The organism is Microcoleus sp. Pol11C2, assembly GCF_036701505.1.
Lineage (GTDB): Bacteria > Cyanobacteriota > Cyanobacteriia > Cyanobacteriales > Microcoleaceae > Microcoleus.
In genome coordinates this window covers 25,049-48,416 of sequence record NZ_JAUBQX010000010.1, presented here as the reverse complement: position 1 = coordinate 48,416, position 23,368 = coordinate 25,049, and the positions used below count along the sequence as shown (strand labels likewise).

Below are 23,368 nucleotides of genomic sequence, written 5' to 3'. Positions count from 1 at the left end.
ACCAATTATTAATGAATACTTTACCAGTAGTCTCAATTAAAAATCTCAATCATTCCTTCGGCGAAGGACAACTTCGCAAACAGACATTATTTGACATCAACCTCGAAATTTATCCGGGCGAAATCGTGCTGATGACTGGGCCTTCTGGGTCTGGTAAAACAACATTGTTAACCTTGATTGGAGCTTTGCGATCGATCCAAGAAGGTAGTCTGAAAATTCTCGACCAAGAATTGCGGGGAACGGGCAAAAATAAATTAGTTAAAATTCGCCGCGACATCGGCTATATTTTCCAAGGTCACAATTTGCTCAAATGCTTGACAGCTAGGCAAAACGTGCAAATGTCTTTAGAACTGCACAGCCATCTTTCTCGCCAAGAAACTAATGATAGAATAGAGGGAATGCTGCAAGCTGTAGGCTTGGAAGAAAGAATAGATTATTACCCGGACAGTCTTTCGGGGGGCCAGAAACAAAGAGTTGCGATCGCCCGCGCCTTAGTCAGCCAGCCGAAATTAGTATTAGCAGACGAACCCACAGCAGCCCTAGACAGTAAATCAGGTCGAGATGTGGTAGAAATTATGCGAGGTTTGGCCAAAGAACAGCACTGCACTATTTTGCTTGTCACCCACGACAACCGCATTTTAGATATAGCCGATCGCATTATTCACATGGAAGACGGCTACCTCGCACAAGATACATCAACAGCGGCTGCCACAGGCGTTCTTTCGGGAAAATAATATTAACCCACCTAAACTTATTTCCGAGAACCGGGACGCTTTGCTCCTACCTTGGCAGGACTTTTCGTTGCACCTTTGGCTGGAGTTTTAGAACTACTTTTGCCACTCTTTTGACCCTTAGCTCCTACCAATTGGCTATCATTGGCATTTGTAGGTCTGCCAGCAGGCGTTCTTGTAGTCCTAAAGGTAACATTCACCCCTTCATTCGACTGTTCCAGCACCAACATCGGCGTCGGCTTGGCTTTTTGATCCCACTCAATATGAACGATGCGACCTTGAATTGTCGGCTGCCAACTGTCGTGGTCGTCTGAAGGACTCAGATAAGTTTCCAAACAGTCAATAATTTGATTAATTGTCGCTGATGTTGCCTGAGTCGGCAGTTTCATCAACTTAATTTGAATCCGAAACAGCACGCGTTTTTCTATTTTTATTGCCGGATCGCCAGTTTCGTATTCGATATCAAACATCGAATCCACTTGCCTGCCGCTGCCCGCATTCCCATTTTTATCTCCCACTGCCCCCTGAGTCGGACGCAGGGCAATACTAATTTTTTCTTTAACTTTTACCTTGATCTGGTTCACAATGGCAAAGTGAAAGACCTCTTCCGCCATCCGCATTCTCAGGTAGTCTAAATTAAAGTCTCGCGAGTGGATAAGGTCGGGATTCTTTTCCATCTTTAACATGGTTTCCAGAGCCATTTTGTATTTTTTCTGGAGTTCTCGATTTCTAAACTCCTCAAATTTGAGCTTTTTACTCAAATCGTCGAGTTTTAGCTTGGTAAACACCGCTAAACCGATAAGCAATAACAACAGTAATCCTGACCCTCCCATTAAGAGTTGGTCTGAGGACGGATCTCCGGGTTTAGCCTTTTTAGGTTTGGGAGAGGCTACTGCCAACCTTGGTTCTACAAGGATTATTTGGGTTGACATGGGCTTTTAAAGGGTAAAATTTGACGCTATATTTATACAGGACTCCAGAGTAGAGCTGGTAGTGCAACTGGATCAACCAACATTGACATCATTCCACCATCATCTTGGTACAACTGGATTTCTGCAACTGGAGCACGCACCCTCTAATTAATACTTTATCTTTAACTGCAAGCAGGTTTCCGAAATATCGGAAAATCCCGCGCTGGCACTGGCCAATAGAAATGGTGAATTGTCTGTAAGATATTATACCAATATAGCTAAAAAAAATGTTTGTTCGGCGGTCTCCGTTTCTAGAAAAATAAAAAGAAATACACATAAATTAATAGTAACTCTGGGAGCGAGCAGCGGAAAACATCAAGCAGAACAGCCGATCGCCCGGACGATCGAGGGGCGGACGTTGGAGAGTGATAATTCCTACTGTTGGCTGACTCCCGCTGTGCCAGCCCACCGGGCGGTTTGCTGTGAAAGTCGAGCTCTCTTTGCGATCGAACAACGTCTCCTTAGCTAAGATTACAGCTAATACCACCAATATTCGATCGTGACCTACGAACCCCTGCATCACAAATATCGCCCTCAGACATTTGCCGAATTAGTCGGTCAAGAGGCGATCGCCCAAACCCTCACCAGCGCCATCCTACAAGAGCGCATAGCACCAGCATATCTATTCACCGGCCCCAGAGGCACCGGTAAAACCTCTAGTGCCAGAATTTTCGCCAAATCTCTCAACTGTATTTCTACGGTTGCCCCCACCCCCACACCCTGTGGCAAATGCAACGTTTGCCAAGAAATTGCCCGAGGTTCCACACTAGATGTCATCGAAATTGACGCCGCCAGCAACACCGGAGTAGATAACATTCGGGATTTAATCGAACGATCTCAATTTGCTCCCGTACAGTGTCGCTATAAAGTATATGTAATCGACGAAGTTCATATGCTCAGTACCCAGGCCTTTAATGCCTTATTAAAAACATTAGAAGAACCGCCCGATCGCGTTGTATTCGTTCTCGCAACAACCGATCCACAAAGAGTATTACCAACTATTATTTCTCGTTGCCAAAAGTTCGATTTTCGCCGCATACCCCTCGATGCAATGATTGCTCATTTGCACACAATTGCCAAATTAGAAAATATCAATATTGCCAGCGATGCAGTACAAATGGTTGCTCAAATCGCCCAAGGAGGTCTGCGAGATGCCGAAAGTTTGCTCGATCAACTAAGCTTATTTCAGGGTGAAGTAACAGTCGAAAAAGTTTGGGATTTAGTCGGTGCCGTCCCAGAAAATGACTTAATGAATTTGCTGCAAGCTATTGATACAGATAACGCTACAGCACTAATAGACATGACCCGCCATCTCATGGATCGCGGTCGGGAACCGCTAATCGTGCTGCAAAGTCTCGCGAGCTTTTACCGAGATTTGCTAATAGCCAAAGCTGCACCAAAGCGGTCTGATTTAGTAGCTTTAACATCTGCAACTTGGGAAAAACTGGGGGATTTTGCCCGCAATTGGGATGCCGAGTTGATTTTGGCAGGTCAGAAACATTTGCAAACCCACGAAGTGCAAATTAAAAACACTACTCAGCCGCGTTTGTGGCTGGAAGTAACGCTGTTGGGATTGTTGCCCTCAGCAATTAGAACTCCGCAGCAATCGGCAGCCGAACCAGCTAAAAATATTGCTCCATCACAAATTCACCCCCCCCAACCCCCCCTTGCTAAGGGGGGGAGCCAGATATCTAATATTGAACAATCTTCAGTTTCCAATTCGCAAAATCATCCTCCTCAGTCGCAGCCTGTGGCTAATCGAACAGAAAGCCCACCTCCTGCTGCGATTCCCGCACCTGTACCAACTCCTGAGACGCATCAAACAAATTATTCACAGACTAATTCAGCCGATGAAATCGATTTAAATCGAGTGTGGGAACAGGTACTTGAGCGCGTGCGGCCGCATGGAACTCAATCGCTGCTTCGCCAACATGGACAGCTAGTAATTTTTAGCAATAATACTGCTCATGTTAAGATTAGTTCGCAGCCGTTGCTCAATATGGTTAAAGACAAAGTAGCTAATATTGAAGAAGCTTTTTTGCAAATTTTTAACCGTCGAGTAACAGTAAAAGTGGGCTTGACAAATCCCGCTGAAACTAATAGTTCTCGCGCTAAGGATTTGCCAAGTTCTAACGGACGTGTTGCCGAAAATCCCAGGAATTCTCATCCTGCGGATGATGCGGACCAACAGGTGCAAAACTCGGCGGGCTCTGAGATTACAGATGATTTTTTGGGGAAGGGTGGAGAAGAACAAAAACACCCGCCAGCGACTGAAAATACCGCCGTTAATGTGCCGACAACTTCCGAATCGCGATCGCCCACCAACGGCTCTACAGAATCTCAAAATGACTTTAACGCTCAGGCTATAGCCGTGCGTGATGACGCTCAATATGTCGCGAATACGGCTAGGCAATTGGCTGATATGTTTGACGGGGAAGTAGTCGATTTGTCGAATGACTTGGAGATTTGGGAGTCGGAAACTTTTAGATTGGAATCTCAACCGGATTTTTCCGAGTTATCTTCTGAGTTAGGTGAGGATGATTTTATAGATTGGTAAATGTCTGCTTGCGGGAGCGAAATGTGCAAAATTTCGCCGCTCGCACAAAATCCAGCGCGGGTGTAAACTCGGAATCCCTCCTCGTGTCCCGGCATCAGAAACGCCACCGCAACACCCGCGTCGAAAGCTTCTCGCACCAGCCGGGCCGTCAAAGCCCCTGCTATGCCCCGCCGGCGAAAAGGGACGCGCACGCCGATACCGGCGATTTCTGTCGTCTGATTTGCCGGCACAGTAAACATTCCAGCCCCCGCAGGTTCGCCCGTTGCTGCTAGGCGAGCGAGTACGGCGATGCCACCTGCAGCCAGAGTTTTCCGAAGACTGTCTACGTCTTCAGGGCTTGGTGCAGCCTCTGTGAAAGCCTCGTGTTGCGCCACCGCTGTACCGAGGATCTCGGCCTCGGAAACTGGCACAATCAGTTCGATGTCCGCGGGGAGGGGAAACAATTTCTCGGAACCCGGAGTGCAAGTCATCAGCGGCAAGCGTCCCTCAACGGTGAAACCGGCGGATATCAGCGTTTCTTCGACAGCAGGGGCGAGTTTCGCGACGTACTCCAAACGCGGCTTTCGCCCGCGCACAGAGTACGCAGCGATTAGGGCGTTGACATCGGCGAAGGAGGGTGCGGCGCCGTCGTCGGGAATCGCATAGTTGAGATAAGGGTTGGGGCTGTGGCGACTGAAGGTAGCGAGGAACGGCCCGATCCGCTCGGTGTCGCGCTGCTGGCTCGCCGCAAAGCGCAGGTATGATTGAATGCGAGATTCCATAAGTGGCTGTGCTGAAAACCTTGCTTTTAAGCTGACTCTGGCTTGGGCAGCGAGGAGGGAAGTACCAACAGCTCGGCGGTCGATCGCTTCTCGACCATTTCCTTAGTAATCGTACACCGGGCAACATCCTTGCGCGACGGCAACTCGTACATCACATCCAACATCAATTCTTCGACAATTCCCCGCAGCGCCCGCGCTCCAGTTTTGCGGCGGTATGCTTCCTGGGCGATCGCCCGAATCGCCTCTGGCTTAAAGTCCAACTGCACATTATCCATCTTCAGCAGCTTTTGATACTGCTTAACCAAAGCATTGCGCGGCTCAGTCAAAATCGCCATCAGCGTTTCCTCATCCAGCGGTTCCAACACCGCCGCCACCGGCACCCGCCCAATAAACTCAGGAATCATCCCAAACTTCACCAAATCATCCGGTTCCAGTTGCTTGAGTACATCAGCAGCCCGCTTTTCCTTCGGCTGAGCTTCTCCGGGCTGAATAAAACCCATTGACTTTTTACCCGTTCTCTGCTCTATCACTTTTTCCAGACCGACAAAAGCACCGCCGCAGATAAACATGATATTGCTAGTATCAATTTGGATGCAGTCTTGGTAGGGATGCTTGCGGCCGCCTTGGGGAGGTACATTGGCGATCGTCCCCTCAAGCATTTTCAACAGCGCCTGCTGCACGCCTTCCCCAGACACATCCCGGGTAATCGAAGGATTTTCGCTCTTGCGGGCAATTTTGTCAATTTCATCAATATAAATAATTCCGCGCTGCGCCTCTTCCACGTCCATATCTGCCACTTGCAGCAGCCGCAGCAAAATATTTTCCACATCTTCCCCGACATAGCCTGCTTCCGTCAGCGTCGTCGCGTCAGCCACCGCAAAAGGCACGTCTAGCATATCCGCCAAAGTCTGAGCCAGCAGCGTTTTCCCGCAGCCCGTCGGCCCGATTAACAAAATATTCGATTTTTGCAGTTCTACTTCTTCCGGCGGGTGCTTGCCGCTATTTTTTGCATGGATAAAGCTCAGGCGCTTGTAGTGGTTGTAAACTGCCACCGAGAGCACCTTTTTCGCCTCATCTTGCCCGATCGCGTTTTCGTCGAGGTAATTTTTAATTTCCCTCGGCTTGGGAATTTGGCTCAGCGACATACTTTTGCCCGAGGTACCGCGGCGCTTTGGCGTCGTTTCCTGCTTCGGGGCCACCGCCGCTGCGGGCACTGCACTCGAATCAAACAACTCCTCATCTAAAATTTCATTGCACAAGTCAACGCATTCGTCGCAGATATACACCCCGGGCCCTGCGATCAACTTGCGTACTTGCTCTTGAGACTTGCCACAAAACGAACATTTTAGATGGGAGTCGTACTTAGACATAACAGCCTCTTAATTCAGTGCAGTGACATTCTCTCCCGCCGCCGGAAGGTTTTCTTTCGCGATAACTCGATCGACCAAACCGTAATTTTTGGCTTCCTCGGCTGACATAAAAAAGTCGCGCTCTGTATCAGCCTCTAATTTCTCGATCGGTTGACCCGTGTGGTGCGCTAGCAGTTGATTCAGCTTACGCTTATGATAAAGGATTTCTTTGGCTTGAATCTCAATATCAACTGCTTGACCTTGAGCGCCTCCAAGCGGCTGGTGGATCATAATCCGGGAACTCGGAAGAGACATCCGCTTACCGTGGGCTCCTGCTGTCAGCAGAAATGCGCCCATACTCGCTGCCAAACCGTAACAAATCGTCACCACATCCGGGCGGATTTGCTGCATTGTGTCATAAATTGCCATGCCGGCCGTCACCGAGCCGCCGGGGGAATTTATGTACATTTGGATATCTTTTTCTGGGTCTTCAGCATCCAGATACAATAGCTGAGCCACTATCGAGTCAGCAACTTCGTCGGTTACGGGAGTTCCTAAAAACACAATTCGCTCCCGCAGCAAGCGCGAGTAAATGTCAAAGGCCCGCTCGCCCATCCCCGACTGTTCTAGTACCATCGGCACTACATTGCTGGGGCTGGAACTGACATCAAAATCGTTATAGCTTGTAATTAGGTAATTGGAAGATTGAGATACAACCATAAGACACCAGTCAAGGATTCTAGACAATTTGCTGCTGCTGATGAAAGCTTTAAATTAAGCCGCCAGCTTTTAACTATTATGCCTCTTCTAAACGGATATCGGGGGAATGGGGAGTTTTGAGTTTTGAAAGTGCTTTCTGCGCTGGGCGCAACGCTGGAGTGACTCGCCAGGCTCGCGGGGTGAATGAGTTAAAATACTTACTGGTAAATCATCGCTGCTTCTAGCGGACACCCCGAGCTTTTAGTAAGGATCGGGCGCACCCGGAGCTTGTAGTTAAGTATCGGGTGCGCCTTTAAAATCGCGGTTGATTTCATGCCCCCAATTAGGACATTTGAACACATTAAGTTTTATTCTTCGCCTACGACTTCCACTTCAACGCTCGTGGCTGCTTCTGCTGAATCTTCAGCGTCTGATTCTTCTGATTCTGCTGCTGCGGGAGTCAGAGAGCCTTCAGGTACGAGTTCGATTGTCCCTTTTTCTTCCAACCATTTCAGGGTTTTTTGTTTGAGCAAGTCTTCTGCTACAAATTCCTGCAACCTTTGGGGGTCAAAATCTCCTTTGGGAAACTGCTTTCTGATTTTTGCTACTTCTGCTGCTACTTCTGCTGGTTCAACAGATAAGGATTCCAGCTTGGCTACTTCTGCCAAAGCTAAATTCTGCTTGAGGCGCTCGATTGCTTCCGGGCGCGAGCGTTCCCGCATCGGGCCCATATTTTCTTCCGTAAACAGTTGGTTGATATCTATGCCGTAATTTTTCAATTGCACGGCTTGTTGATTCAACAAATAATCGATTTCGCGATCGAGCATTGTTTCGGGAATTTCCACTTCTATTAGCTGCGCGAGTGCTGCTGATATAGCTTTTTCCTTATTAGCTGATGTCTTGTTTTCTTGGTCTGCTTTAAACCGAGTTTCGAGAGATTCGCGGAGTTCGGCTAAAGTTTCAAACTCGCTGACTTCTTGGGCGAAGTCATCGTCCAACTCTGGCAATTCTTTTTCCTTAAGTTCTTTGAGAGTAATCGTAAAGACTGCCGGTTTTCCTGCTAGTTCTTCACTGCTGTACTCATCTGGGAACTGCACGGAAACTTCTCTAGTTTCTCCCGGATTCATCCCGATCATGCCTTGGATAAAGCCCGGTACAAACTGATTTTCCGATAATTCTACTTGGAAGTCTTCTGCTTGACCGCCGGGAATTTCTGCGGGAGTTTCGCCTTCAGGTGCTTCGGCAAATCTACCGGAGAAATCAACCAAAGCCATGTCTCCCAACTGAGCCGGCCGGCCTTCTACAGGGATTAAAGCAGCTTTGTCCGATCGATATTTTGCCAGAACCTCATCTACCTGAGCCTCATCATACTTAGCTTCTTCTGCTTGAAGCTGCAAACCTGTGTACTGACCCATTTTCACTTCGGGTTGTACATCAACCTTCGCCGAAAAAATCAGAGGCTGTTCTGGATCGAACTTCTCTAGTAATTCTTCAAACTCGGTGCGAAGTTCAAAACTGCCAATTGCGGCAATTTTTTCTTGTTCGAGGGCTTTTTGCAGGGAATCATTAATCAAATTTTCCAAAGCCGTCGCCTTCAAACGAGTCTGGCCTAGGCGCTGTAGCAAAACTTGACGGGGAACTTTGCCTTTGCGGAACCCAGGAATATTAACCTCGCGAGCAAATTGTTTAATTACTTGCTCGTAAGCTTGTTTTGACTTTTCTGACGGTACTTCGATTTCCAGACCAATTTGGCTAGCTGGAAGTTTTTCCTGGGTTACTTTCATCGGCTTTTTTGATATTTAACAATAGTGTATTGACACTCCCTGACCTAAAGGACAGGGATTCTTAATTCAGCGACTGACCTGAAAATGTTGCGTCCTTTCGGCAATCCTCAAACTTTTTAACCGTAGAAATCCTACCAATTAACGAGCCTGATTCGCAGTCATCCCAGAGGGTCTATCTCCAAAAGCGTACTAGGATACTTACCTAGAGTTCGGGTATGCCCTACCCTACTTAACAAGACTAAATAGTTTGTTTCTCTGGTTAAAGGAACTGTGTTAAGCCCCTAGCTGTTTATAGAGTTTTCGCCGCTCTTTGTCCACCGGTTTACGCGCCCAAGTGTGTCGTTAACTGTTTTTATGCACTATGGGGCAGGAGTTTAACCTTGACTACTGTAGTCTACTAGAAATTTCCTGACTTTTAGGAAGGGATTTAAGAAATTAAAGCCGTCCTAAAAGGACAGGGTTTTAGACCCAATTTCCTTGATAAAATACATACAAATCTGACTTTGCCTGCATTTTAATTTTGTACGCTTTGACTCGTAACGGCACAACTACAACACCTTTACCGGATGAGACTGTAAGTCATTTCCGGCTACTTTTTTGGCTCTTGCCAAATAGTTTTGGTTTGAGGATACTAGCTTTTGCTGCTAGGAATGTGGAGGTTAAGTCCACTAATTGCCGATGCACCATAGCACATATCGCCCTGTGATGTCAATCTTGCCGGCCTCTGCGGCCAGTCAAAGTCAATGGATGCGCCTGCGAAAATGCAGATATCTCGCAAAACTTAACCGGATGCGGATTGGGCGTGGGCGATTGGCAAAAGATGCTAAACTGGCATTGGGTACGATCGCCCGGATAAATAGGGAAGTTCGATCGCCCTTTTAGGTTAACTGCACCATTGCTATCCTCTCATGCTCCTGATATCGCATAACATTAATTAAGTTTGATATTGAGAATTGCAGTTATTTAAATTTTTGATTTCGATCGTTTAGACTTTAATTTGTGGAGGAAACTAATTTGTCTCAATCCTATCGAGTTGCCATTTTAGGAGCTACCGGCGCAGTCGGTGCCGAGTTGCTAGAACTATTGCACAGCCGGAGTTTTCCGATTTCTAACTTAAAGCTGCTGGCTTCGGAACGTTCAGCAGGCACAACTTTGCCTTTTGGCGGTGAGATGCTGCCGGTCGAAGCAGTTTCGGCGCGATCGTTTGATAATGTAGATCTGGTGCTGGCTTCTGCCGGTGGCTCTACTTCTAAGTTATGGGCTCCGCAAGCGGTGGCAGCCGGGGCAGTGGTAATTGACAATTCTAGCGCTTTCCGCATGGATGCGACCGTACCGCTAGTGGTTCCAGAAGTCAATCCCCAAGCAGCAGCAGCTCACCGAGGTATAATTGCTAATCCGAACTGCACGACTATTTTGATGGCAGTTGCCCTTTGGCCACTTCACAAAGTTCGGCCGATACAGCGCATCGTTGTAGCGACTTACCAGTCTGCCAGCGGGGCGGGGGCAAGGGCAATGGAGGAAATGAAAGCTCAAGCAAGAGCAATTTTGCAGGGGGAAACGCCCAAAACAGATATATTTCCCTACCCCTTAGCGTTTAATTTGTTTCCGCACAACACCCCAATTAACGATTTGGGGTATTGTGAAGAAGAGATGAAAATGGTAAACGAAACTCGGAAGATATTTGGTACGGACGAGATTAAAATTACGGCAACTTGTGTGCGGGTTCCCGTACTGCGGGCTCATTCGGAAGCGATTAATCTAGAGTTTGCAGAGCCGTTTAGCGCGCTCGAGGCCAGGGAAATCTTAAAGCAGGCAAGCGGGGTTAAGCTGGTAGAAGACTGGCAAGCTAATTATTTCCCGATGCCCGCCGAAGCTAGCGGTAAGGATGAGGTGTTAGTTGGCAGGATTCGTCAAGATATTTCTCACCCCTGCGGGTTGGAAATGTGGCTGTCGGGCGATCAAATCCGCAAAGGGGCGGCTTTAAATGCGGTGCAGATAGCTGAGTTGCTGGCCCAAAAAGATTTGTTGCGAACCCAAGTGGCGGCGGCTTCTAATTAAGGGGAACCCTGGGAATTGGGAAATTCAAATTGGGGATTTTAGATAAACCTTTCATCTGAAATCAAAAATTTAAAATCAAAAATCAACAGTCTAAAATCGGAGAAAGTGTGGTAAAGTTTGGACGGGTTCTGACTGCAATGATTACGCCGTTTAAGGAAGACGGCAGCGTTAACTATGCGGTAGCAGAACAATTGGCAGTTCATTTAGCCGATCGCGGTACAGATAGCTTGGTAGTGTGCGGGACTACAGGCGAGTCTCCCACTATGACCTGGGATGAAGAATACGAATTATTTCAGGTGGTACAAAAGGCGGTGGTCGGTAAGGCGTTGGTAATCGCAGGAGCCGGATCGAATTCTACTTCAGAAGCAGTCGCAGCTACGAAAAAAGCAGCTAAACTCGGGTTAGATGGCTGTTTGCAGGTGGTTCCTTATTATAACAAACCCCCGCAAGAAGGTTTATATAATCATTTTCAGGCGATCGCGCAATCTGCTCCAGAATTGCCTATAATGTTATATAACATCCCCGGTCGCACTGGTCAGAATATGTTGCCGGAGACGGTGGCTCGATTGGCAGAAATCCCCAACATTGTGGCCGTAAAAGAAGCAAGTGGCAACTTGGATCAAGCAAGTCAAATTCGGTGCTTGACATCCCCTGAATTTGCCATCTATTCTGGAGATGATTCCCTAACTTTGCCAATGTTGGCGGTAGGAGGATCTGGTGTAGTTAGCGTAGCCAGCCATCTGGTAGGAGAGCAACTGCAACAGATGATCAAAGCTTTCGAGGCCGGTCAAGTTCAAGTCGCTACCCAGATTCACTTGCAACTTTTTGACCTGTTTAAAGCTCTTTTTCTCACCACAAATCCCATTCCCGTCAAGACAGCTCTCAAACTTCAAGGCTGGGATGTAGGTTCCACCCGTCCGCCCCTGTGCGCTCCGCCCGTTGAGGTAACTCAAAAGTTAAAGGACGTACTGAGTCAGCTAGCAGCAGTATCAGCTAGCAAGACGAGCGAGAACGAGTTTTCAGACAACTGAATATTGGTTGTTATCAGTCATTAGTTCTTAGTCATCAGTCATTAGTAATTAAGTGTTAGTAAGTAGCTAACAGTCAAGGATTAAAGACTGAAGATAGAAGAATGAATGCCAAAGACAACTGACTGTACGGGATAGTAAAACCCGCCAGGGAGTTTTCCATAAATATTTGGAAAAATATCGCCCTACCAACGAACAGTAGACAAAAGACGAAAGACGACAGACCACAGACCACAGACCAATAACAAAAATAACTAACAAAGGATACGCATGATCAAAAATACAACTGCATCTGCTCTAAAAGTAATTCCCCTCGGCGGGCTACACGAAATCGGTAAAAACACTTGTGTGTTCGAGTACGGCGACGAAATCATTCTTTTAGATGCCGGTTTAGCGTTCCCGACAGATGGAATGCACGGGGTAAATATTGTCCTTCCCGACATGACTTACCTGCGGGAAAACAGCCACAAAATTAAAGGTATGATCGTGACTCACGGTCACGAAGACCACATAGGCGGTATCCCTTATCACCTCAAACAATTTGAAATTCCGGTCATCTACGGCCCCCGTTTGGCGATGGCTTTGCTAGCCGGAAAACTAGAAGAAGCCGGAGTGTCTCACCGCACAGAATTGAGAACGGTTCGACCCAGGGATACTGTAAGAATTGGCAAGAATTTCTTAGTCGAATACATCCGCAACACTCACTCGATGGCCGACAGTTTTACTGTGGCAATTCACACTCCCGTCGGAATTGTGATCCACACCGGAGACTTTAAAATTGACCACACTCCTGTAGACGGCGAGCATTTTGATTTGCAAAAGCTAGCGGAGTACGGTGAGAAAGGCGTGCTGTGCTTGATCAGCGATTCTACTAACTCGGAAGTTCCCGGTTTTACCGCTTCGGAAAGTTCTGTGGCGCCGAATTTAGACAGAATTATCGCTCAAGCACCGGGACGGGTAATGCTGACGACTTTTGCTTCGTCGGTACACCGATTGCAAATTGTTTTGGACTTGGCTAAGAAAAACAATCGGTATGTCGGAGTGGTGGGCCGGTCGATGCTTAACGTCATCGCTCACTGCCGCAATCTCGGCTACATCAAATGCGAAGATAGTATTTTCAAACCGCTGAAAGAAATCCGCAATTTGGCTGAAGACAAGGTACTGATTTTAACTACAGGTTCCCAGGGCGAACCGATGGCGGCGATGACTCGCATTGCTAACGGCGAACATCACGAACTGAAAATCAGAAAGGGCGATACAGTCATTTTCTCAGCTAATCCGATTCCGGGAAATACGATCGCAGTGGTAAACACGATCGATAAACTGATGATGCTGGGAGCACACGTGGTTTACGGCCGCGACAAAGGCATTCACGTTTCCGGCCACGGCTGTCAAGAAGACCAAAAGTTAATGATTAACATGACTCGTCCCAAGTTCTTCTTGCCAGTACACGGGGAACACCGGATGCTGATCCAGCACTCCAAGACGGCTCAAAGCATGGGCATTCCCGCTAGCAATATGGTGGTTATTGATAACGGCGATGTCGTAGAATTAACTGAAAATTCAATGCGAGTCGCTGGTCAAGTGCCTTCAGGAATTGAATTGGTAGATGCTTCTCGATCGGGCGTTGTCAAAGCTAGTGTCCTCAAGGAACGTCAGCAGTTAGCCGGAGATGGCGTTGTAACTGTAGCAGCCGCTTTGAATTGGGAAGGCAAATTAGTTGCCAAACCAGAAGTTCACTTGAAAGGTGTAGTGACATCAGCCGATCGCGCGGAGGTGATCAAATTAATCACTCAAACCATTGAAACAGTTTTGAGCGATCGCTGGTCAGAATTTGTCAAACCAGCCACTGCTGACTCCCAAGTTGACATTGACTGGGTAGGAGTTCAAACGCAAATAGAAAAGGCTATTCAGCGAGTGATGCGCCGGGAACTTCAAAGCAATCCGCTGCTGGTATTCCTGATGCAAATTCCAGAAGAAGCAGTGCGATCGGAAAAGGCAGCAGTATCTCCCGGTTCCCTGGAAGCACCTAAGCTATTATCCTCGCAATCATCGCCCTCGCAATCATCGCCATCATCCCCATCCTTGCCATCTCCTGCCAATCAGGTGACGGGCCGCCGCCGTCCCCGGACTGCTGCAAGGGCAGCTTCTTAGGGCGATAATTCTCGGACGCACTGCGAACCAAGAAAGGAGTTTTATGTTGTGTAGTTGCGCTTGGACGCCCAAGCGCAACTACAAGCCTAGATTTGATTTCACAAATAGATTTCCTCACTAAGTGAGGGAATAGTTTTTAACCGCCGATAAACGCAAATGAACGCAGATAGTAATTAATTCTATCTGCGTTCATCTGTGTTTATCTGCCACCATCTGCGGTTGCAAAATCAGCCACCAGCAACAGCAGGAACAATGCTGACTTCATCGCCATCTTGGAGGGCTGTTTTTGAGCCATCCAAAAAGCGGATGTCTTCGCTGTTGACGTAGAAGTTGAGAAATCTGCGGGGTTCTCCCTTTTCGTCGCACAGGCTTTTTTTGATGCCGGGACAATTTGTTTCCAGCGATTCAATTAGTTCGGAAATGTTATCGCCGGCGCATTCGATGGTGGCTTGATTGTTGGTAAATTTTTGCAGGGGAGTGGGAATTAAAACTTTGACGGTCATTTTTTTAGTCCTTAGTCAGTAGTCATTTATTAGTTATTAGTCCTCAGTCATTAGTCATCAGTAATAAGTCAGTAATCATCAGTCAACAGCTTAACAACCAATGACTAATGACTACCGACTACTGACTAATAGCTGTTAAACCGAAACTTGTTGCCATTCTAAGCGTTCGAGCGTGCGGGCGCGTTCTAGGGCGCGCTCGAACGCTTCTAGTTTCGGTTCGAGGGTGATGGGTTCGCCGATGTAGCCTTGAACTGCTTCTTGCGTTTTCAAACCGTTGCCGGTAATGTAAGCGACGGTGGTTTCCTCGGGATTGATTTTACCTGCTTCTACGAGTTTCTTCAAGACTGCGATTGTCGTGCCGCCTGCGGTTTCTGTGAAGATGCCTTCAGTTTCTGCTAGCAGTTTCATGCCTTCGATGATTTCGGTGTCGCTGACGGATTCAATGTTGCCGTTGGTTTTGCGGGCGATTTCCAAGGCGTACATACCGTCGGCTGGATTGCCGATCGCGATCGACTTAGCAATTGTATTCGGTTTCACCGGTTTGACGAAATCACGTTCTTCGCGGAATGCTTGGGCGATGGGGGAACAGCCGTCAGCTTGGGCGCCGCTGAACCGTACTTTCTTTTCATCAACTAAACCGACTTCGATGAATTCTTGAAAACCTTTGTAAATTTTTGTGAACAAAGAGCCGGAAGCGAGGGGAGCGACGATGTGATCGGGCAATTGCCAGCCTAGTTGTTCGGCAACTTCGTAGCCAAGGGTTTTTGAGCCTTCGGAATAGTAGGGACGCAAGTTGATATTGACAAATCCCCAGCCATGTGTATTAGCAACTTCGCAACAGAGACGGTTAACTTGGTCGTAGTTGCCGTGAACTGCCATGACAGTTGGATTGTAAATCAGAGTGCCGAGGACTTTGCCTGCTTCTAAGTCGGAGGGAATGAAGACTACGCAGTCAAGTCCGGCGTGGGCGGCTATCGCAGCCGTAGAGTTAGCTAAATTGCCGGTGCTGGCACAGGATACCGTTGTGAAACCCAATTCTCTCGCTCTGCTGAGGGCGACTGACACCACTCTGTCTTTAAAGCTGAGAGTGGGCATATTGACGGCATCGTTTTTAATATAAAGATTTTTTAGACCGAGGCGACGCGCCAAGCGGTGGGATTTTAATAGAGGAGTCATGCCGGTGCCGACATCAATGACGTTATCTGTAGCGACTGGTAAAAATGCGCGGTAGCGCCAGATCGAGTTGGGGCCGGCTTGGATGGTTTGGCGAGTGACGCTGCGGCGGATGGCGTCGTAGTCGTACTTGACTTCAAGCGGGCCAAAACAGCAATCGCAGACGTGCTTGGCTTGGAGTTCGTACTCTTCACCGCATTCTTTACATTTAAGGGCTGTGAAGGTTGCTGCTGTGGATTGGGTTCTGGTCGCCTGGGTCATAGCTCAACTCTCTAGTTTTGCGATGTTTTCTAATTCTTGTGCAAGATTAGCACGGTCAATTTACCCCGTCAACCATACCCGATTTTTTTAGTCGGGATTGATTTTTTAGTTAAACAGTGGTGTATTTAACTTTGATATTTGGGCGGGCGGGACGCCCACCCCACAAGGATTTGGCTTGTTTTCTGGATCGGGCTGGGAATTCAGATTGTCAGGCCCGCACGCGAGCCCGATCGAGCTCAAGGATGATTTACCGACGGAATTGTTACAAAACTTAATAAATCTTTTTTGGGCGAACAATGGGGTAGTCGTGCGATCGAACACAACTACAAAACCTCGAATTTTTGATTAACTGAGATGTTGCACCATTCTCAAGAACAGGCTTTTCGGCCTGTTCCACAAAATTCATCTCTTGTGGAACAGGCGGAAAAGCCTGTTCATAAAAAGCTTATTGAGAATGGTGCAACATTTCAGATTAACCAACTTAGCCTACCCGCCGCTGACGGGAGGGATGAGTACAACTTCGTCGCCCTCTTGGAGGATGGTGTCGGGGGAGACGAATTCCAGGTTGAGGCCGAAGCGGGTGCGATCGCGCCATTGTTCTAATTGAGGATATTGGGCGATCGAGCTTTCGAGCACTTGACACACTGGGGTTTCGGGAGGAAGTTCTAATGTAAGTTCCGAAACGCCGTAGGCTTCACCGAAGGCGGCGAACAGTTTAACTGTGACGGTAATTGAAGAGTCAGACACGGTAGTTTAGTGCGATCGACGGTTTGGCAATTATCAACTACACCATACAATTAATTAGGAATTACGCGCGCCGAGGCTTAGAATTGAAAGCGGCCACCTCTAGTTAAGTTTTACCCCATCGGGTAAAGATAATAGTTGATTGCAGCAAAAACTCTTAACAGGATTGTATGCCGATCGCTCTCACCAACCAGTCGTTAGAAGCAGTTGGCATCCACTTAGATACAGCTAGCTAAGGTCGAGTTGGCTGCTGTTGAGGCTAATGCGAGAATAATTTTTGAGGATGCGGTATAGATACTTTACGGTAATTGTGGGAGAGTACAAAAAGCTCGCACTACATTTAGCAGGCAACAACGCAGACAAGACCCTACCAACCCGATTCTCCTGACTAAAAATCAGGTTATCTAGTGCGGCTTGGGATTGTCAAACCTTTGCCCTGCTTAGCAAGCTAGCCGTTCTATCTAAGAAGAATACTGAAGTTAACGCGATAGAAATATATGGCACATAACGATTTTAAAGTGCTTCAAATTATTGAAGCTAAAGGCTGGTATGCCTTTGGGAGTACGAAGCAAAGCCAGCACGTTGAGAGATGGGTAAGACCTGTCGTGTGTTGGGTTTTAATAGAAGATAAAAAAAAGCGACGGGTTGTGACGGCTACCGCTAGCTATCAGATTCAGATTGACGACAAAGAAGTCGAGTTTTTTGCCCACGAAAGCGAAATTCAAGATCTGGATAGTCTCCCGAAGTCTGTCTCGGTATCGGAATTTCTGAAAACAGAAGATTGAGAGAAGGGCAAAAGGAGCTGATTTAACAAGTTATTAATTATTCCTTAAACTTGCTGTCGGATTCTATTGGAATTAGAGGCAGAAGCTCTAGATTGGGGAGAGGAACAGATGGGGACAGGGGGAGAATTTATATTTTTGCCTTGCCTTCTGCATCTTGTACCCCATGCCTGAAGTAGCCCAAAAAATAAAGAGGCCGGAAGATTGCTGGCAATGCCAACACGCTTCCGACCTTGCTGAATAACAGGGTATGCATATGTTTTTAAAGTATGGCAGGGAGGCTTTTGAAATATCAAGAGGACTATTGCAATCACCCACTTTTGCTTTCAGGCTGGGTTTGCAAGGTTCATATCATTTTAGACTGAGAATTTGAAAATTGAGAGGGGGAGGCTTACAGGTTAAGGATTATAGCTATTTATCTGTAGCGGGTGCTACAAAAAATGGTGGCATTTGCGGACGATCGCACATTCTCGCTAAATTGTTTGCACTCAAAGCTGAAAGTTCGATCGCCCTTTGCAACTGCTGCGACTTTAAACCCCACTCAGAACAGGTTCAGGCTTCTGCCGTGGCATCCGCCGCCCCAGCAGAGCCATCCGCACGCCGCCTGCAGGCCCTAAAGTCACCCCTCGGCGTTTGGCCTGTACGGGCTTTTTCTCGACCAATACTAGGTCGAAATCCCGCAAAATGGTTGCCAACACGAGTTTCATCTCCAACTGCGCCAGCGCCAAGCCGATACAGCGGCGGCTGCCGCCTCCAAAGGGCAAATACTCGTAAGGCGAGAATTGCCTCTCCAAAAACCGTTCCGGTTTAAATTGCAGCGGTTCTGGATACAAATCCTCCCGTCTGTGGGTCAAATAAATCGAGCCGAAAACAACCGTACCCGGTTCGAGTAGATGTCCCATCAGTTCCACGGGCGATCGTACCACTCGCGGAAACGTCAGCATTCCCACCGGGTAAATTCGCAGCGTCTCCTGACAAACTGCACTCAGATAAGGCAAGCGGGAAAGCTCCATCGGGTCGATATTTTCCCCCAAACTGTCCAATTCTTGCAGCAGCTTTTGGCGCACTGAGGGCAAACTGTGAATCCAGTAAAATGCCCAAGCTAGGGCAGTTGCTGTGGTTTCGTGGCCTGCAAACAGCAGCGTCATCAACTCGTCCCGCAATTCTTCATTGGTCATTGGTTGCCCGTTTTCGTCGCGCGCGGCCATCATTAAGCTGAGAATGTCGGTGCGGTTGGCATCAGGTTGCAGTCTGCGTTCTGCAATTTCGCCGTCCATCAGTTCGTTAATTTTCCGCTGCTGCTGTTTCATCCGTCCCCAAGGACTCCAGGGCCCCCAATCTTGCTGCATCCAGCCTAGAAACAGCATACTCGATCGAAAAGGAGAGCCGATCGTATCGATAATCGCAGCCAGCAGCGGGGAAAGTTGCTGCAACCGTGGCCCGTCATCCAGACCGAAGACAGCCTGCAAGATTACCCGCATGGTGACTTCCTGCATGGCGCTGCGGGCCACAAAAGGTCGATCGACCGACCACTTGCTAGCGACATCAGCAGCGATATCGCAAATTAGTTGGCCGTAATTCCGCATCCGTTCCCCATGAAAAGGTGGCATTAATAATTGCCGATCGCGTTTGTGCTTTTCTCCAGAGAGTACAATCATGGATTGTTCTCCCAGCAAGGGTTTAAGAATACCGTTGATCTCGCCTGGAGCGTCAAAAGCTTTGCTGTTGAACATTTCCTGGATCGCTTGCGGGTTGTGGATCATCACGAATGGTTTGAGCTTGTTCCATCGAGTCGTGAAAATCTCCCCGTACTTCTTGGCACATAGATCGAGGTATGTCAGCGGATCGCCAATCCATTGAATTAGCTGCACAAAGCGGGGGCTTTTGGGGCCGTCAGGTAGTGTCATAGGAATTACCGGGGTTTTGGTCACAGGACTTAGCAGCATCAAAAAACCTTAAAGGGTTTGAAGGTTTATTCAATCCCTCCCAACCGTTTTTTTTTAGGGGAGAAGTGCGTCAGTCCCATCTCCAATAATTTTAATAGCTTATTCTTTAACCGTGTTCAAAATGTCCTCTCCAAGCTCTGTAAAACGCACAGTTTTGATTTGCCAAGGAGCATAACTGGTTAAAGTTTGGCGCACGCCCCCGAACAAACCTAACATCTGACAACTCGACAGATTTTGCAATTTCTGCCGCGAATTTCCGGAGGCTCGCAGATCGACGGTAGCTATTCCGAGGTCGCGATCGATCTTGAGGCGATAACCAGCCAAACCAAGACTATCGAAAATCTGCTGCTTTAACACTTCATTAAGCGCCGACGACATTAACTGGTGCTCTGGGCCTGTAACTGTTTCCGGCTTCAGAGTTTGACACAAATTATCTACCTTATAAACCGTAACGGTGGCAGTATTTTCTGAGAGGGCAGCACTGCCTAAAACTGAGGCAACAGAGTTAGAAGGCTGCGTTAATTGGCTCGATCGAGCCTCAATTTGATTTCCCGTTAGCTGTAGGTGTTGGAACTGAGGGGCGCTTGCTGAGAGTTGCCTCTGGTTTTCGGTTGAGGTAGCTGCATCTGAGCTAGAACAACTGCTACCGCCTATCAAAATTAACCAAACGCCTAAATATCCTAACTGTTTGCAGATAGGGTTCATAGTTTTTAATACTCTACTAAACGTCAGTGTATGGAGGGTGAATTTTGGTGGTAGAAAGCACTTAGACCCTGATTACACTCACTTAGAAGTATTTCCCGCAGTACGGAGATGAAAACAAGTTAAGAGTTCTTGTTAATACCTGGATTTTAGTGTTAGATCAGGTAAGAGGGGCTTTACCCCTCACGGGTGTAACCCAGCAGTTTACCTGTCTCAGCAGATCAAGCTCGCGACCCAGCTCGTAAGTGATATCAAATACCTTGTCAGTGGTGTGATGTACCGTTGCAACTCGATCCCTTCCAAGGTCTGAGGTGAAAAGCCTCTTTCCGGTTGGTAAAAGCCTGAGTTTGATTAGTAGTAATGAGGACAGAATTCCGACTTGCGCGCGCATTTTAAGCTCGGCTTCGGAGCGCTTTTTTAACAGCGCCGAAACCGCGGTTAGAGGGAACGTGCAAATCGCCAACAATATCAAAACTTACGAATCAAGAGCAAAAAAACCGGGTTTTTTAACCAGGCATAAGGGCTGCAACGAAGTGTTTTCGTAAAAAAAACTGGTTTCTGGTCAAGTCGCGAATCACATAATTCCCCAGTCCGCGGATCTGTAACGAACAGGCGTGTCAAGGGTGTTATCGCAGCATTCGGTGATTTTTGTGCCGAATCTCATAAAACACAGTGAAAAAATCATGAAACAGCAATTATTGACAAAAGTTTTGGTGGCAACAGCGATCGCCCTCACCGGCCTGACGGTTGCTTCTCAACCGAGTTACGGTAGGCAAGCACAGGGGGAAAGTGGATTTTGGTGCAGTACCTCGACAGGTGCGCCGGTGACGGTGTACCAAAACGCTCAAGGTGCCGTAGAGCCTTGGATTGAGTGGACTTCCGATTATTTCTCAGGTTCTGGGTACGATCCGGCAACTCGGTGTGAATTAGTGAGTCAACGCCTCGAAACCTATCGCCGCCGACGAATGCTTAAGTACATTACTGCAGGCCAGATGAACGGCCAGAACGTTATCTGCACGGCGAATCAAGTCAATGGGCTGTGTCAAAATTTGATTTATACCCTCAGACCCGGCCAAGACCCGATCGGCTCTTTGTATAATTTGTTGGCTTGGCGCCAAGGATATGTCGGGATGCCGTCTTTTGATGAAACCAGTAAAATTCCTTACATTGATGTCAGCGAAAAGCTAAGGGAACACACTGCCAATGAGGCGCAACTGCCCCCTTTTTCGCACCGTTCGGACAGCCTTAAAGATTGGCAAATTTTCCATCCCATCACCAATTCCCAGGATTGAGGTGGAAAATTTGGCGCGTCAAACAGCGGTACGCATCCCGACGGGGAAATCTTCTGCTTCCGGGACGATCGTCCGGCAGCAGGGCCAAACCTATACAGTGCTTACTAACTAGCACGTTGTGGCGATCGGACAATGGTCAGCGACGACGGTTTCCTCCACCCACTGCTAGGAGTTCGGAGGCGGCTGGGCAATAGCGATCTGGCGATCGTTGAGTTTCGCAGCGCGAGCGAGTATAACATAGCACCATTCAGCATTGAGCCAGGAGCGGTGTCTGATTCAGTGTTGGCAGTCGGCTTTCCTGCGGCTGCTGAGGTTGGGGCTTTGGCCGTGACGCGGGCCTCGTTTCGGTGCTGCTACCCAAATCTTTGCCTCAAGGTTATATTGCGCTATACAAATGAGGTTAAAATCGGTATGAGTGGTGGCCCGATTTTTAATGCCAAAGGTTTCTTAGTTAAGATTAACGGTAGGGGCAAGTATCGAGAGCCAAATTTTGGCGTCTATGCTTTTGAAGATGGAAGTGAACCAACAGCGGAATTATTGGAGAAAATGGTTAAATCCCGTTGGGGAATTCCGATTAGTATATATTTGCAGTTTGCCTCGTTTCATCTAGGGAGTTATCGATGAATGTGTGGAGTTTGCGGTTTGACGCGCTGACAATCATCTTGACAGGTGCATTAACAGTGACGGCGGTTGTCAGCCAACCATATGCTGCCTGTGCCAAAACAGCAGAAGAAATTGCCCAGCTAGCGACGTTGACAACTGTGGAAGTCAACAATACGCTGGGGTTTTTTGCTAGTGGATCGGGAGTAATTATTGCCAAACAGGGCAATATTTACACGGTTCTGACAGCTAATCATGTGGTGGCAAGCCTCGCTCAAAAATACAGCATTCGCACTCATTTGGAGAAGGATTATGCTGCGATTAGAATACAGCGACTCCCGAAAAATGACCGGGATATAGACTTGGCTTTGATACAGTTTCAGAGCCGAGAACAGTATCCAGTAGCACCTATGGGCGAGTCAGAACGTGCTGTTGTCGGCTCTGCTATTTACGTTTCTGGCTATCCGCTGCCAATTTCGGGATTTGAACGAAAACTTGAGTTTACTGCTGGTATCATCTCTTCTCGCTTGGGCAGCGCCTCATCGGGGTATCGTCTGCGCTACCAAGCTGTAACCAGGCGCGGGATGAGCGGCGGGCCTGTATTTGATGCTGATGGCAGGGTGGTAGGAATTCACGGCCAGGGGGATACTGTTGGCACAATTAGGAGTCCGTGGAACGGTCAGATTGAGGAGATAAAAACGGGGTTGAACGCGGCAATCCCGATCGATGCTTTTAGGGAGTTGCTATCACAAAATAAGAATAACGGCTTTGATATTCTCAGCAATCTTTCTATCAGCACGGCCTCTGGTCAAAACCAGCCGAGTCTGGGTTATGGAGGATTTGTCTGCGATACCTCGACGGGCGAGCCGGTGACTGTGTATCAAAACCCGCAAGGGTTCAGGGAGCCTTGGATTCGCTGGAATTCTAATTTCTTTTCTAGTTCGGGCTACGATCCTCTAACTCGCTGCCAACAAGTGACTCAGCGCCTGGAAAATTATAACCGCAATAAACAGCTAAATTATGTCACGGTGGGTATTGTAAATAACCAGAAAGCGATTTGCACGACTAGCCGCGTTAATGGGCCTTGCGAAGGTTTGATCTACACGCTGCGCCGCGATCAAGATCCGACTCCTGCACTTAGCAGTTTTTTTGTTTGGCTGGGGAATCAAAAGGCTGTGCCTTCTCTTTCTGAAAGCGGTACTGTGCTTTATATCGATGTTCGGGAACGGCTGGAACAATTTTAGATTTGGGATTGGAGATGGATTAGTAATGG

Annotated in this window: 21 protein-coding genes; 10 read left to right on the top strand and 11 right to left on the bottom strand. The window is 47.8% G+C overall.

Annotated elements, in window-relative coordinates:
* Positions 1-11: 11 nt before the first annotated feature.
* The gene (locus QUA42_RS08820) at positions 12-734 is read left to right on the top strand and encodes a DevA family ABC transporter ATP-binding protein (protein WP_333136934.1); all 723 of its coding nucleotides are present in this window, start codon (positions 12-14) and stop codon (positions 732-734) included.
* Positions 735-751: 17 nt separating this feature from the next.
* Here QUA42_RS08820 and QUA42_RS08815 read toward each other — a convergent pair whose 3' ends face one another.
* Both QUA42_RS08815 and QUA42_RS08810 read right to left on the bottom strand, forming a co-directional pair.
* The gene (locus QUA42_RS08815; protein WP_333075052.1) at positions 752-1,663 is read right to left on the bottom strand and encodes a hypothetical protein; all 912 of its coding nucleotides are present in this window, start codon (positions 1,661-1,663) and stop codon (positions 752-754) included.
* Positions 1,664-1,982: 319 nt separating this feature from the next.
* Entirely contained in the window at positions 1,983-2,225 is a 243-nt protein-coding gene (locus QUA42_RS08810) for a hypothetical protein (protein ID WP_333136932.1), read from the bottom strand.
* Between QUA42_RS08810 and QUA42_RS08805 the strand changes: the two genes are divergently transcribed.
* Positions 2,202-4,259 carry a DNA polymerase III subunit gamma/tau gene (locus tag QUA42_RS08805; protein WP_333136930.1) on the top strand — a complete coding sequence of 686 codons (2,058 nt, stop codon included), beginning with the start codon at positions 2,202-2,204 and terminating at the stop codon, positions 4,257-4,259. The two genes, QUA42_RS08810 and QUA42_RS08805, sit on opposite strands and share 24 nt — an antisense overlap.
* On the opposite strand, the gene QUA42_RS08800 is transcribed toward QUA42_RS08805, so the two are convergent.
* The 4 genes from QUA42_RS08800 to tig all read right to left on the bottom strand — a co-directional run bounded on the left by QUA42_RS08800 (position 4,199) and on the right by tig (position 8,852).
* Entirely contained in the window at positions 4,199-5,020 is an 822-nt protein-coding gene (locus QUA42_RS08800; protein WP_333136929.1) for a GNAT family N-acetyltransferase, read from the bottom strand. The two genes, QUA42_RS08805 and QUA42_RS08800, sit on opposite strands and share 61 nt — an antisense overlap.
* Positions 5,021-5,046: 26 nt before the next feature.
* Positions 5,047-6,390, bottom strand: a complete 1,344-nt coding sequence (clpX, locus tag QUA42_RS08795) for an ATP-dependent protease ATP-binding subunit ClpX (protein WP_333041646.1) — start codon at positions 6,388-6,390, stop codon at positions 5,047-5,049.
* Positions 6,391-6,399: 9 nt separating this feature from the next.
* Positions 6,400-7,089 carry an ATP-dependent Clp endopeptidase proteolytic subunit ClpP gene (gene clpP, locus QUA42_RS08790; protein WP_333066788.1) on the bottom strand — a complete coding sequence of 230 codons (690 nt, stop codon included), beginning with the start codon at positions 7,087-7,089 and terminating at the stop codon, positions 6,400-6,402.
* 347 nt (positions 7,090-7,436) lie between these two features.
* The gene (gene tig / locus QUA42_RS08785; protein ID WP_333136927.1) at positions 7,437-8,852 is read right to left on the bottom strand and encodes a trigger factor; all 1,416 of its coding nucleotides are present in this window, start codon (positions 8,850-8,852) and stop codon (positions 7,437-7,439) included.
* Between the two features lie 678 nt (positions 8,853-9,530).
* On the opposite strand from tig, the gene QUA42_RS08780 reads away from it, so the two are divergent.
* From QUA42_RS08780 to QUA42_RS08765, 4 genes are all read left to right on the top strand, one after another.
* On the top strand, positions 9,531-9,734 hold the full coding sequence (locus QUA42_RS08780; RefSeq protein WP_333136925.1) for a hypothetical protein: 204 nt from the start codon (positions 9,531-9,533) through the stop codon (positions 9,732-9,734).
* 132 nt (positions 9,735-9,866) lie between these two features.
* A complete protein-coding gene (locus QUA42_RS08775) occupies positions 9,867-10,910 on the top strand; it encodes an aspartate-semialdehyde dehydrogenase (protein WP_333136923.1) in 1,044 nt (347 codons plus the stop codon).
* Between the two features lie 107 nt (positions 10,911-11,017).
* A complete protein-coding gene (gene dapA / locus QUA42_RS08770) occupies positions 11,018-11,941 on the top strand; it encodes a 4-hydroxy-tetrahydrodipicolinate synthase (RefSeq protein WP_333136921.1) in 924 nt (307 codons plus the stop codon).
* 267 nt (positions 11,942-12,208) lie between these two features.
* Positions 12,209-14,092: a ribonuclease J gene (locus QUA42_RS08765; RefSeq protein WP_333136919.1), complete on the top strand. Its 1,884-nt coding sequence runs from the start codon at positions 12,209-12,211 to the stop codon at positions 14,090-14,092.
* 227 nt (positions 14,093-14,319) lie between these two features.
* Here QUA42_RS08765 and QUA42_RS08760 read toward each other — a convergent pair whose 3' ends face one another.
* From QUA42_RS08760 to QUA42_RS08750, 3 genes are all read right to left on the bottom strand, one after another.
* A complete protein-coding gene (locus QUA42_RS08760; protein WP_006632924.1) occupies positions 14,320-14,595 on the bottom strand; it encodes a MoaD/ThiS family protein in 276 nt (91 codons plus the stop codon).
* A gap of 135 nt (positions 14,596-14,730) precedes the next feature.
* Positions 14,731-16,029: a threonine synthase gene (thrC, locus tag QUA42_RS08755; RefSeq protein WP_333136917.1), complete on the bottom strand. Its 1,299-nt coding sequence runs from the start codon at positions 16,027-16,029 to the stop codon at positions 14,731-14,733.
* Positions 16,030-16,515: 486 nt separating this feature from the next.
* A complete protein-coding gene (locus QUA42_RS08750; RefSeq protein WP_333136916.1) occupies positions 16,516-16,776 on the bottom strand; it encodes a MoaD/ThiS family protein in 261 nt (86 codons plus the stop codon).
* 494 nt (positions 16,777-17,270) lie between these two features.
* Between QUA42_RS08750 and QUA42_RS08745 the strand changes: the two genes are divergently transcribed.
* Positions 17,271-17,558 carry a hypothetical protein gene (locus tag QUA42_RS08745; RefSeq protein ID WP_333041628.1) on the top strand — a complete coding sequence of 96 codons (288 nt, stop codon included), beginning with the start codon at positions 17,271-17,273 and terminating at the stop codon, positions 17,556-17,558.
* A gap of 527 nt (positions 17,559-18,085) precedes the next feature.
* Here QUA42_RS08745 and QUA42_RS08740 read toward each other — a convergent pair.
* The gene (locus QUA42_RS08740) at positions 18,086-19,462 is read right to left on the bottom strand and encodes a cytochrome P450 (RefSeq protein WP_333136914.1); all 1,377 of its coding nucleotides are present in this window, start codon (positions 19,460-19,462) and stop codon (positions 18,086-18,088) included.
* A gap of 138 nt (positions 19,463-19,600) precedes the next feature.
* A complete protein-coding gene (locus QUA42_RS08735) occupies positions 19,601-20,206 on the bottom strand; it encodes a hypothetical protein (protein WP_333136912.1) in 606 nt (201 codons plus the stop codon).
* A 680-nt stretch (positions 20,207-20,886) separates the two neighbouring features.
* Here QUA42_RS08735 and QUA42_RS08730 point away from each other — a divergent pair.
* The 3 genes from QUA42_RS08730 (at position 20,887) to QUA42_RS08720 (ending at position 23,339) form a co-directional block, all read left to right on the top strand.
* Positions 20,887-21,495 (top strand): COP23 domain-containing protein, encoded by a 609-nt coding sequence (locus tag QUA42_RS08730; RefSeq protein ID WP_333136910.1) that lies wholly within the window; start codon positions 20,887-20,889, stop codon positions 21,493-21,495.
* Positions 21,496-21,627: 132 nt separating this feature from the next.
* Positions 21,628-22,119: a serine protease gene (locus QUA42_RS08725; protein WP_333136908.1), complete on the top strand. Its 492-nt coding sequence runs from the start codon at positions 21,628-21,630 to the stop codon at positions 22,117-22,119.
* The gene (locus tag QUA42_RS08720) at positions 22,116-23,339 is read left to right on the top strand and encodes a COP23 domain-containing protein (RefSeq protein ID WP_333136906.1); all 1,224 of its coding nucleotides are present in this window, start codon (positions 22,116-22,118) and stop codon (positions 23,337-23,339) included. The genes QUA42_RS08725 and QUA42_RS08720 overlap by 4 nt, the downstream gene beginning before the upstream one ends.
* Positions 23,340-23,368: the final 29 nt, after the last annotated feature.

What these genes read in the sequence shown, in the direction of transcription:
- QUA42_RS08820 (WP_333136934.1), top strand. Translation starts at nt 12, where the DNA reads ATGAATACTTTACCAGTAGTCTCAATTAAAAATCTCAATCATTCCTTC.
- QUA42_RS08815 (WP_333075052.1), bottom strand. Translation starts at nt 1,663, where the DNA reads ATGTCAACCCAAATAATCCTTGTAGAACCAAGGTTGGCAGTAGCCTCT.
- QUA42_RS08800 (WP_333136929.1), bottom strand. Translation starts at nt 5,020, where the DNA reads ATGGAATCTCGCATTCAATCATACCTGCGCTTTGCGGCGAGCCAGCAG.
- clpX (WP_333041646.1), bottom strand. Translation starts at nt 6,390, where the DNA reads ATGTCTAAGTACGACTCCCATCTAAAATGTTCGTTTTGTGGCAAGTCT.
- clpP (WP_333066788.1), bottom strand. Translation starts at nt 7,089, where the DNA reads ATGGTTGTATCTCAATCTTCCAATTACCTAATTACAAGCTATAACGAT.
- tig (WP_333136927.1), bottom strand. Translation starts at nt 8,852, where the DNA reads ATGAAAGTAACCCAGGAAAAACTTCCAGCTAGCCAAATTGGTCTGGAA.
- QUA42_RS08780 (WP_333136925.1), top strand. Translation starts at nt 9,531, where the DNA reads ATGCACCATAGCACATATCGCCCTGTGATGTCAATCTTGCCGGCCTCT.
- QUA42_RS08765 (WP_333136919.1), top strand. Translation starts at nt 12,209, where the DNA reads ATGATCAAAAATACAACTGCATCTGCTCTAAAAGTAATTCCCCTCGGC.
- QUA42_RS08760 (WP_006632924.1), bottom strand. Translation starts at nt 14,595, where the DNA reads ATGACCGTCAAAGTTTTAATTCCCACTCCCCTGCAAAAATTTACCAAC.
- thrC (WP_333136917.1), bottom strand. Translation starts at nt 16,029, where the DNA reads ATGACCCAGGCGACCAGAACCCAATCCACAGCAGCAACCTTCACAGCC.
- QUA42_RS08745 (WP_333041628.1), top strand. Translation starts at nt 17,271, where the DNA reads ATGGCACATAACGATTTTAAAGTGCTTCAAATTATTGAAGCTAAAGGC.
- QUA42_RS08740 (WP_333136914.1), bottom strand. Translation starts at nt 19,462, where the DNA reads ATGACACTACCTGACGGCCCCAAAAGCCCCCGCTTTGTGCAGCTAATT.
- QUA42_RS08735 (WP_333136912.1), bottom strand. Translation starts at nt 20,206, where the DNA reads ATGAACCCTATCTGCAAACAGTTAGGATATTTAGGCGTTTGGTTAATT.
- QUA42_RS08730 (WP_333136910.1), top strand. Translation starts at nt 20,887, where the DNA reads ATGAAACAGCAATTATTGACAAAAGTTTTGGTGGCAACAGCGATCGCC.
- QUA42_RS08725 (WP_333136908.1), top strand. Translation starts at nt 21,628, where the DNA reads ATGGTCAGCGACGACGGTTTCCTCCACCCACTGCTAGGAGTTCGGAGG.
- QUA42_RS08720 (WP_333136906.1), top strand. Translation starts at nt 22,116, where the DNA reads ATGAATGTGTGGAGTTTGCGGTTTGACGCGCTGACAATCATCTTGACA.